This window comes from Prauserella endophytica (assembly GCF_005146945.1).
Classification (GTDB): Bacteria; Actinomycetota; Actinomycetes; order Mycobacteriales; family Pseudonocardiaceae; genus Prauserella_A; species Prauserella_A endophytica.
The window spans coordinates 1-9,078 of the sequence record NZ_SWMS01000060.1 but is presented as its reverse complement, the minus strand read 5'-3'; the positions used below and the strand labels follow the sequence as shown (position 1 = coordinate 9,078).

Annotated in this window: 14 protein-coding genes; 11 read left to right on the top strand and 3 right to left on the bottom strand. The window is 70.1% G+C overall.

Annotated elements, in window-relative coordinates; genetic code table 11:
• From FCN18_RS39960 to FCN18_RS38565, 7 genes are all read left to right on the top strand, one after another.
• A partial coding sequence (locus tag FCN18_RS39960; protein ID WP_206078100.1) for a hypothetical protein occupies positions 1 to 258 on the top strand: 258 nt, incomplete at its 5' end.
• Complete coding sequence (locus tag FCN18_RS38590) at positions 255 to 800, top strand: hypothetical protein (protein ID WP_137097549.1); 546 nt, start codon at positions 255 to 257, stop codon at positions 798 to 800. The genes FCN18_RS39960 and FCN18_RS38590, both read left to right, overlap by 4 nt.
• A complete protein-coding gene (locus FCN18_RS38585; RefSeq protein ID WP_137097548.1) occupies positions 797 to 1,093 on the top strand; it encodes a hypothetical protein in 297 nt (98 codons plus the stop codon). Before FCN18_RS38590 ends, FCN18_RS38585 begins: the two co-directional genes overlap by 4 nt.
• Before the next feature lie 93 nt (positions 1,094 to 1,186).
• Positions 1,187 to 1,501, top strand: coding sequence for a hypothetical protein (locus FCN18_RS38580; RefSeq protein ID WP_137097547.1), 315 nt, complete (start codon positions 1,187 to 1,189; stop codon positions 1,499 to 1,501).
• The gene (locus tag FCN18_RS39955) at positions 1,498 to 2,616 is read left to right on the top strand and encodes an HNH endonuclease (protein WP_206078099.1); all 1,119 of its coding nucleotides are present in this window, start codon (positions 1,498 to 1,500) and stop codon (positions 2,614 to 2,616) included. Before FCN18_RS38580 ends, FCN18_RS39955 begins: the two co-directional genes overlap by 4 nt.
• Positions 2,600 to 3,232 carry a hypothetical protein gene (locus FCN18_RS39950; RefSeq protein WP_206078098.1) on the top strand — a complete coding sequence of 211 codons (633 nt, stop codon included), beginning with the start codon at positions 2,600 to 2,602 and terminating at the stop codon, positions 3,230 to 3,232. Before FCN18_RS39955 ends, FCN18_RS39950 begins: the two co-directional genes overlap by 17 nt.
• On the top strand, positions 3,229 to 4,050 hold the full coding sequence (locus FCN18_RS38565) for a DNA adenine methylase (protein WP_137097546.1): 822 nt from the start codon (positions 3,229 to 3,231) through the stop codon (positions 4,048 to 4,050). Before FCN18_RS39950 ends, FCN18_RS38565 begins: the two co-directional genes overlap by 4 nt.
• A 22-nt stretch (positions 4,051 to 4,072) precedes the next feature.
• Here FCN18_RS38565 and FCN18_RS38560 read toward each other — a convergent pair whose 3' ends face one another.
• The 3 genes from FCN18_RS38560 to FCN18_RS38550 form a co-directional block, all read right to left on the bottom strand.
• Positions 4,073 to 4,471 (bottom strand): hypothetical protein, encoded by a 399-nt coding sequence (locus tag FCN18_RS38560; RefSeq protein ID WP_137097545.1) that lies wholly within the window; start codon positions 4,469 to 4,471, stop codon positions 4,073 to 4,075.
• 54 nt (positions 4,472 to 4,525) lie between these two features.
• On the bottom strand, positions 4,526 to 5,041 hold the full coding sequence (locus FCN18_RS38555; protein ID WP_137097544.1) for a hypothetical protein: 516 nt from the start codon (positions 5,039 to 5,041) through the stop codon (positions 4,526 to 4,528).
• Positions 5,042 to 5,149: 108 nt separating this feature from the next.
• Positions 5,150 to 5,407: a hypothetical protein gene (locus FCN18_RS38550; RefSeq protein ID WP_137097543.1), complete on the bottom strand. Its 258-nt coding sequence runs from the start codon at positions 5,405 to 5,407 to the stop codon at positions 5,150 to 5,152.
• Between the two features lie 78 nt (positions 5,408 to 5,485).
• Here FCN18_RS38550 and FCN18_RS38545 point away from each other — a divergent pair, with 78 nt between their 5' ends.
• From FCN18_RS38545 to FCN18_RS38530, 4 genes are all read left to right on the top strand, one after another.
• A complete protein-coding gene (locus tag FCN18_RS38545; protein ID WP_137097542.1) occupies positions 5,486 to 5,764 on the top strand; it encodes an HNH endonuclease in 279 nt (92 codons plus the stop codon).
• Positions 5,765 to 6,027: 263 nt separating this feature from the next.
• Entirely contained in the window at positions 6,028 to 6,336 is a 309-nt protein-coding gene (locus FCN18_RS38540; RefSeq protein WP_137097541.1) for a terminase small subunit, read from the top strand.
• Positions 6,337 to 6,349: 13 nt separating this feature from the next.
• Complete coding sequence (locus FCN18_RS38535; RefSeq protein ID WP_228714359.1) at positions 6,350 to 7,885, top strand: terminase; 1,536 nt, start codon at positions 6,350 to 6,352, stop codon at positions 7,883 to 7,885.
• A 59-nt stretch (positions 7,886 to 7,944) separates the two neighbouring features.
• On the top strand, positions 7,945 to 9,078 hold a 1,134-nt coding region (locus FCN18_RS38530), incomplete at its 3' end, for a phage portal protein (RefSeq protein ID WP_137097540.1).

The window sequence follows — 9,078 nt, the reverse complement described above, 5'->3', positions numbered from 1 at the left end:
GATCCGAAGCCCGGAGACCGGTTCCAGCACATCGAGTCGGGCACCGTCGCGGTGTTCGTCGAGTGGCGCCGACAGCCCGACGCGATCGGCGGCCGCCGCGTGATGGTGCTGGGTCACCCGACGTTCGGCGAGTGCCGCTGGCACCCCAGCCGTGTGCGCCCCTACGTCCCGCCGGCCACCCCGACCCCCGCGCCGAGCCTCCGCAGCGCACAAGCGCGGGCACATCGCCCCACCACGAGAAGGAGTCACCGACCATGACCGACCACAACCGACTGACCCCTGAGCAGCACGCCCGCGTCGCCGCGCTGGAGGCCGCCCGGCCGCTGCTCACCGCCCGCGGCTTCGCCAGCACAGCGGGCGCCGATCCCGACGAACTGCTGCGCGTGGCCGAGTGGATCCTGCACGGTGTCGATCCCATCGACGTTGCGGTGGAGAACGACCGGCTCACGCAAATGCTCGACCGGTGGGCACGCGATGTCGACAGCGCCCCGTACCCGTCGCCCGCGGCACACCTGCCCGTGCCGCCGCCCGAGGTGCTCGGCGAGCTGCTCGCGGTGGAGACGATCGAGTTCGCCGGGGTCGACCACCCCGACAACGTGATCGAGCCGTGGGCCAAGGACATCTTCGAGCGCGCCACCGGGCGCCGACCGGACCACGACGTGTTCCCCACCAGTGGCCGCGGCATCTACATCAACGGGTCGCTTGTGTGCCCTGGAACGACGGTCGAGGCCGAGATATACGCGAGCGGCCACGTCGCGTTCCGCGCACTCCCGTCCGCCGCCGTCGAGGCCGCCTCGTGACGCCGGTACAGCGGCCCCCAGCACCCCCGGCCAACCTGGCGCCGTTCCGCGCCAAGTGCAACGGGTGCGCGGCGCCGATCCTGTGGGCGGTCACCCCGGAAGGCGAGGACGTGCCGGTCAACCCCGGCACCAGCCACACGGGCAACGTGCTGCTCGCCGTGCAGAACGGCGAGCTCGTCGCCGGAGTCCTCAACCGTGGCCAAGCCTCCGGCGCCCGCAACGCCGGGCACCACTTGCACCGCCTGCACGACGTCGACTGTCCGCGCGCCAACGGAGCGCGCACCCGGCACTGACCGTCCACAACAGACGCACCCACCCGTGACCCCGGCCGCGCCCGACTTCCCCCGGGCGCGGCCGGCCTATCTACCACCGACAGGAGCACGACCGTGACCGGCGCCGACGCGCACAGCTGGCAGGACTGGCAGTGGCCCGAGTGGATGCCACGCACGGTGCGCCGCGAGATCGAGACGTGCTGGAGTACCCCCGCGCTGTGGCTCGCCGACGCCGAGAAGGCCGGAGCGCCCGAGCTCGGCGAGCATGTCGAGATCCGCCGAGGCAAGCACGACCTCATCACCGGCCGCTACGTCCACTTCCGCGACCGCCTCGCGCGCCTGGTGCACGACAACGGCGTCGTCTCGCTGCTGTACCTGATGCTCAGCGGTGACGTCCGCTGGGTGATGGCGCTGGGCGAGCCGCGGTGACCTGGCTCCGCCTCGATGACGTGGGCTACGACGACCCGCTCGTGCGCGCGATCGGCAACGGCGCCTACGGCGCCCTGGTCCGGATGAAGCAGTACGCCTCCGCGCAGCGCACGGACGGATGGTTGCCTGCCGACAAGGCCCGCGAGATCGCCTCGCGGGCCGAGCTGCGCGCGCTGACCAACGTCCGGCTCGGTGACGACCCGCCGATGCTGCATCAGCCCGGCGACGACTGCCCATGCCTGACCGACAAGACCTGGCCCGTCACCGGCACCCGCACCGGCGGCTACTGGGTGCACGGGTTCCTCGACCGCAACCCCTCCCGCGCCGAAAACGACGTCCACAAGGCGAAACGTCGCGAGCTGCGCGACAAGGAGCTGCGTCGCGCGGTGCGCGACCGCGACGGCAATCACTGCCGCTACTGCGGACGCGACGTGCGCTGGGCCGACCGCAAGACCGATGCCGGCGGCGTGCTCGACCACGTCGACCCCGCCGTCGCCGCCGGTGCCGCGAACCTCGTCGTGGCCTGCCGCGGCTGCAACGGCCGCAAGAAGGACTGCACCCCCGAGGCCGCCGGCATGACCCTGCTCGACCCACCCGAGATCAACACCAGATCCACGACCGATCCACCACCGATCACCGACAGATCACCGACAGATCAACCGCGCGAACACAGAACCGCACCTGATCCCGCCGCTGATCCCGCACCAGACCCGCACCCCGCCACCACCACCGCGCGGGCCGCCGAGCAGCAGACGAACGCGCAGGCCGCACCGACCAAACGCGACATCACCGCCCCGATCAACGGCCCGATGACTACCGGGCCGGGTAGGGGCGGGCACGGGCCAGATACCGCGCCTGATCGCGCCTACCGCCACCGCGTCGGCGACGCCGGACCCCGCGGCCACCGCCCCACCGTCGGCCCCGCCACCACACCCCGCAGCCACCTGGCGCCCAACCCGTACCTGAAGTCCCGCACCAGCAACCCATCACGACCCGACGACCACGAGGAGCTGTGCGTGCACCACCGACCCCTGAACCTCGCGCGCGGCGGCCCGGACTGCCCGGACTGCCGCCGCGCCATCGACGAGGCCGCCGACCGTGAGCCCGCGACGTAACCGCCGCGCCCGGCGCAGCTACGACGGCGGGCTCTGGCGCTGGAGCCCCGGCGGCGTCGAGCCCGGCGACCTCCGGCAGAGCCCGCTCGTGCGCCGCTGCCGCTACTGCCACGCCGCACCCGGCCAGTCCTGCACCCGCCCCGGCCCACGCGGCCACCGCATCAAGTGCGACCCCCACCCCCATCCGCTTCGAGCCCACCGACGAGGAAAGGACCCAACCATGACCACCGCGCGCAGGCGCACCCGCTCGTCGGCAAAGGCCGCGGGCGCTCGGTTCGAACGTGAGGTCGCCGACTACCTCGCCGAACACGTCGACGACCGGATCGACCGGCGCGTCAAGACCGGCGCCAAGGACCGCGGCGACATCGCCGGCATCCGGCTCTCACCGGCGCTCCGAAGCGGCCGCGTGGTCGTCGAGTGCAAGAACACCAGCCGCGTGGCCCTCGGCGCCCAGCACGCCGAGGCGGAGACCGAGCGCGGCAACGACGACGCGGTCGCCGCCCTGCTCGTGCACAAGCGGCATGGCGTCGCCGATCCGGGTCGTCAGTGGGTCACCTGCACAGTGGCCGACCTCGTCGCACTGCTCACCGGCGAACGGCCGCAGGAGACGACGTGAGACCGCCGTTCGCCTACTTCGGCGGCAAGACCAGGCTCGCCGAGCAGATCGTCGCGCATCTGCCGCCCCACGAGCACTACGTCGAGCCGTTCGCTGGATCGCTGGCCGTGCTGCTGGCCAAGCCACGCAGCCGCATGGAGACCGTGAACGACATCGATCACGACCTCATGACTTTCTGGCGCGTCCTGCGCGAACAGCCCGCCGAGCTGGCCCGCGTCTGCGCGCTCACCCCCCACGCCCGCGCCGAGTTCCTCGAGGCCTACGCGCTCGGTCTCGACGAGCCCGACGACATCGAACGTGCCCGCCGAATCTGGGTCCGCCTGGCGCAGTCCCGCTCCGGGACGCTGCTCCGCACCGGGTGGCGCCACTACGTCGACCCCGCCGGGTCCACCACGTCGATGCCCGGCTACCTCGAGGCCTACGTCGGCCGCATGGCCGCCGGCGCCGAACGCCTGGCCGGTGTCTCGCTGGAATGCCAACCCGCGCTCGACATCATCGACCGGTACGGCCGCAGCGAGCGCGTGCTTCTGTACGTCGACCCGCCTTACCTCGGCTCGACGCGGGTGTCCGGCGGCTACCGGCACGAGATGAAGACCGAGGCACAGCACCGCGAGCTCGCCGCCGCGCTGCGCAGCTGCGCAGCCTCCGTCGTGCTCTCCGGCTACGACTCGCCGCTCTACACCGACCTCTACGACGGATGGCACGTCACCCGCATCGACACCACCACAGGACAAGGCGGCACGCGTCAAGACCGCACCGAAGTGCTGTGGAGCAACCGCACGCCCGAGCCCTCGCTATTCGACCTGGAGGCATCATGAGTGCGACCGTGCACGGCGGGACCTACGCAGGGGCAGGCACGGGGAGTGGCTTCCCGTCAGGCAACTCATCGCAGAACAGCCGAATCTGATGTGGCAGCGGAAGCCCCATCGTCCCGACCATCATGAACGTGAACGACTCGCCGGGCTGAAGTGCTGGCACCGGGTCCGGCATGTCCACGACGTTCTGCGCCTCGAAGCGCTCGTCGTCGAAATGGAGCCGGATACCCGATGCGGACGCGTCGCCAACGTTCATCACGCGGTAGCGGTGCCCCCCGACCCAGGTGAACTCGAACACGGGCGCACGCGCAGCCTCTGTGTCACGCCGCTCCCGGCGGCGATCCAGGGCGCCACCAAGGCGACCAAGTCCGAAGCCCACACCGGCCGTGACGATGGGCAAGACGATCTGCAACCACACAGGCATGCCGCCCATATCGTTCGCCGAAAGGAATTCGCTACATCATCCGCGGTCGATGACCTACCCCTCGTCCTTGCGGGGCCGACCGGCGCGACGTGGCCGGTTGCGCGCGTAGTGCTCAGCGGCCGAGCGCAGCCAGTAGCCGGGCACGACCGGTGTCGGGAACCGGTGCGGCTTGCCCCGTTCGGCCGCCTTCTTACGTTCGGTCTCCAGCTCGTAGATGCGCTGCTTCGCCACGCCGCACAGCTCGGCGAACTCGGTCGCCGACACCATCGGCGGGATCGAGGACGTCGTGATGCGGCGGTCGGTCTCGGCCAGCGAGAGGCATTCAGCCGACTCCCACGCGGTCACTGCGAACCCTCGCGCGGCCAGCTCGGCGGCGTAGCGGTCGCGCAGCCGCTGCAGCTCGGCGAGCCCGTCATCCGCCTCAGCGGTGGCGGTGACGCTGAACCGGTTCTCGTGCGTGCTGACGACGACCAGGTCGTCACCGGCGATCGCGCGGCCCAGGGGCATGCCTTCCTGCTCGCCGGGGGCGCGGTCGAGGGTGGACGAGATGGCAAGATTCCATGTGTTCATGTCGGCCATGCTCCACTATTTCTTGACTACATTCAAGGTTTGAATCGAGGGCTATGCTGGGTCGGGCGGGCCGGGAGTGATTGGTCCATTCCCGGCCCGCCCTGGCGATCACCAGCCGCTACGCGGCACCTCCCCGCCGATGCCGTCGACGTGATCCGGTGGCCACGGCCACCGGAACCCGCCCTTGAGCTGGATCACCAGCAGCACCACTCGCAAGCGTTGCTCATTGCCGGATTCCCACAGCTCGATCGGCGTCGCGTGGTGGTAGCCATTCCAGGACCAGAGCCGCACCTCGCCTTCCTCGAAGGCAATGAGCCAGCCCTGGTCTCGCATGGCGTTCAGGATCGCCTCACCCAGGGTTCCCATTCGGTTCTCACCTCCTCTCTGAAGTTGTGCCATCAGTCTAACCCAAAATACCAAGAAAAGTCAAGGATTAATGAGGCATTGAGCACCGCGTGGAAGAGCGGCAGCACCCGCCGATGGCGCAAGATCCGCCTGTTCGTGCTCAACCGCGACCGGTGGATATGCCAGCTCTGCGGCAAGCCGATCAGCAAGTACCTGCGGCACCCGCACCCGTACAGCGCGCACGTCCACCACACCAAGGGCAAGGCGTACGGCGACGACCCAGAGTTCCTCGTGGCCGCACACCGCAAGTGCAACCTCGACGCAGGCGACCCCACCGCAGCACCCGATCCAGCACCACGACCAATGACAAGGTGGTGATCATGAGGCACCGAATCCGAACGATCGTCGCGAACGGACTGCACCTGTGGGAGTGCCGACGCTGCGGCCGACGGTGGCTCAGCAACCAAGACCCGGACAACACATCGTGTCGAGGACTCAAGTGATGATGCAAGGCTCTGACCTGCGGAAACAGGGGTACACAGTGGACATATGCTCTGACCTGCGGTTTTTCCCGACCCTGGCGGGGGCGGACATCCGCGCCCTTATGTCCTCTCTCTCCCCGTGGAATGCGGAGGTGTGCGGTGGGTGAGAGCAAGCCGCCGAGCATGGTGCGGGCGCTGGAGGACGCGCTGCGCAGTGTCGAGCGCCAGGACCGTGACGGTGCGGTCGTGCGGCTGGCCAAGCGGTACGCGGCGGCGATCGACGCGGACCCGACCATGCTGGTGAAGCTGGGGCCGCTGCTGTTGGAGGCGCTGCGGGACCTGGGCATGACGCCGCGCTCGCGGGCGTCGGTGGTAAAGGGAGGCGCCGACAGTGACACCACTGGAGCGACCAGCAAGCGGGCCAAGCTCCTCGCTCTCCGCCACGGGCACGCTGGAGGTACTGGGTAGCACTCAGCCGCGGTTGTGGACGCCGCCGCTCGTCACCGGCCCGCCGGGGCCGTGTGGGTGTGGGTGCGCGCTGACACCGGCGACGTCGTACGGGTTCGGCGTCGACGAGTTCGCCACCGAAGTCATCGAGCTGCCGCTGGACCCGTGGGAACGGTGGCTGGTGATCCACGCGGGCGAGCTGCTGCCCGATGGGCGACCGCGGTTCCGCAAGGTGCTGGTGATCGTCGCCCGGCAGAACGGCAAGACACACGTGCTGGTGGTGCTGTCGCTGTACTGGCTGTTCGTCGAACAGCGCAAGCTCATCCTCGGCACGTCGACCAACCTCGACTACGCCCGCGAGTCGTGGGAGAAGGCCGTCGAGATCGTCGAGGGCATCGAGGAACTGGCCGTCGAGGTCCCGCGCGGCGGGATCCGGCGCGTCAACGGCGAGCAGACCCTCAAGACCATCGACCGATGCCGGTACAAGATCGCCGCGAGCAATCGCAAGGGCGGCCGGTCCCTGACGATCCACCGCCTCATCCTCGACGAGCTCCGCGAGCACGCGAAGTGGGACGCCTGGAACGCGGCCTACAACGCCATGAACGCCGTGCCGGATGCGCAGGCGTTCGGAATCACCAACCAGGGCGACGACAGCGCTGTCGTGCTCGACTCACTGCGCGCCGACGCGGTGGAGGGCGAGCCGCCACACGAGGTGATCCGCGTCGACGGTGACCCGCGGCTCGGGCTGTTCGAGTACTCGGCACCGCTCGGCTCCGAGCCTGACGACCCGTACGCGCTGGCGATGGCCAACCCGAACCTCGGCCGCCGGATCGACCTCGACAGCCTGCTCGGCGATGCGCGCCGCGCGAAGCGCAACGGTGGCGAGGAGCTCGCGCAGTTCCTCACCGAGGTGTTGTGCATTCGAGTGCCGAACCTCGACCCGGCGGTGAGTGCTGAGGGCTGGGCCGCTGGAAACAAGCCGGGCACGCTTGAGGCACTGCGGGCGCGGGTGGCGCTGTGCTTCGACATGTCGCTCGACGGCAAGCACGCCACGCTCGCCGCGGCCGCGATGCTGCCCAGCGGGCGGGTGCGCGTCGAGATCGTCGCCGCGTGGGAGGACACCGCGACGATGTGGCGGGAGCTGCCCGGTCACGTGCGCCGGGTCCGTCCGCGGAGGTTCGGGTGGCTTCCGGGTGGCCCGTCTGCCGCGGCGCACGCCTACCTCGCCGACAGGAAGAACCGGCGCGGCGAGTGGCCGCCCGCCGGGGTGGAGGTCGAGGAGATCACCCGCGAGGTCACCGCGGTGTGCATGGGCTTCGCCGACCTCGTCGAGAACGCGCAGGTGCTCCACTCCGACGACCCGCTGCTCAATGCGCAGGTCGGGGGCGCCGAGAAGCTGTGGCAGGGCGATGTGTGGCGGTTCACCCGGCGCGGCGCCGGCCACGTCGACGCGACGTATGCGGCGGCGGGGGCGGTCCATCTCGCGCGCACGCTGCCCGCCACGGTGGGCAAGCCCCGCATCATCGTGGCGGGAGATTCTGCGGAACAGGTCACACCGAAGGCATGGTGACGGAAGGTCTTACGGTGTCAGCGCCTACTTGACGTAAATCTTCCTGTTAGGCTCCGCTCGTGGGTTGGTGGCGGAGTCTGTTCCGGGCGGTGGAGGTACGCGCTTCCGGGCGCGTACCCGAGCCGTCGGTGACGTTCTCCCACGACCTGACCACCCCGGCCGACGGCACGGAGCCGACGCCGATCCTCGACGCGATCCGGGCCGCCTCGAACCGGCCGGTGTCCCGCGCGGCGGCGCTGTCGGTGCCTGCGGTGCTGCGGGGCCGGAACCTGCTGTGCTCGATTGCCACGCTGCCGCTGGTCACGCGCGACCGTGCGCGCGTCGAGCTGCGCACGCCGCTGCTGGAGCAGATCGACCCGAACGTGCCCAACGTCGTCACTCTCAGCCAGACCGTCGAAGATCTGGTGTTCGAGGGCATCTCGTGGTGGCAGGTCACCAAGCGGCTGGCGAACGGGTTCCCGCTGCGCGCGATCCATCTCGACGTCGGCACGGTGTCGCTGCAGCCGCCAGCGGACGCGTGGCGCAAGCTGCGCACGTTGCCGTCCGGGCAGAAGCTGCCCGCCGGGGTGGTGTGGGTCAACGGTGAGCCCGTCGACGGGCGCGACGTGATCCGGTTCGACTCACCGAACCCCGGCATCCTGACCGCGGCCGCGCGGGCGATCCGGCGGGCGATCCTGTTGGAGCAGGCCGCCGCGACCTACGCGCAGGACCCGCGCCCGCTGGACTACTTCCGGCCCGCCGACGGCGCAGACCCGGCCACCGACGACGAGGTCAAGGAGATCCTCGACGACTGGCGCAAGGCGCGCCGCAAGCGCTCGACCGCCTACGTGCCGGCGTCGCTGACGTACGAGACCGTCGATGTTCCGTCGCCAGCGGATTTGCAGCTGGCGCAGCTGCAGCGGCAGGCGACGGTCGAGATCGCGAACGCGCTGGGCCTGGACGCCGAGGACCTGCAGGTGTCCACCACCAGCCGCACCTACGCCAACGCGGTCGACCGCCGGCGCGATCGGATCAACGACGTGCTCGCCCCGTACATGCGGGCGATCACTGACCGGCTGTCCATGAACGACGTCACCGCTCGCGGCCAGGTCGTCGGGTTCAACCTCGACGAGTACATGCGCGCGAACCCCACCGAGCGGTGGACGACCTACCAGACCGGGTTGACCAACGGCGTGGTGTCCGTGCAGGAGGTC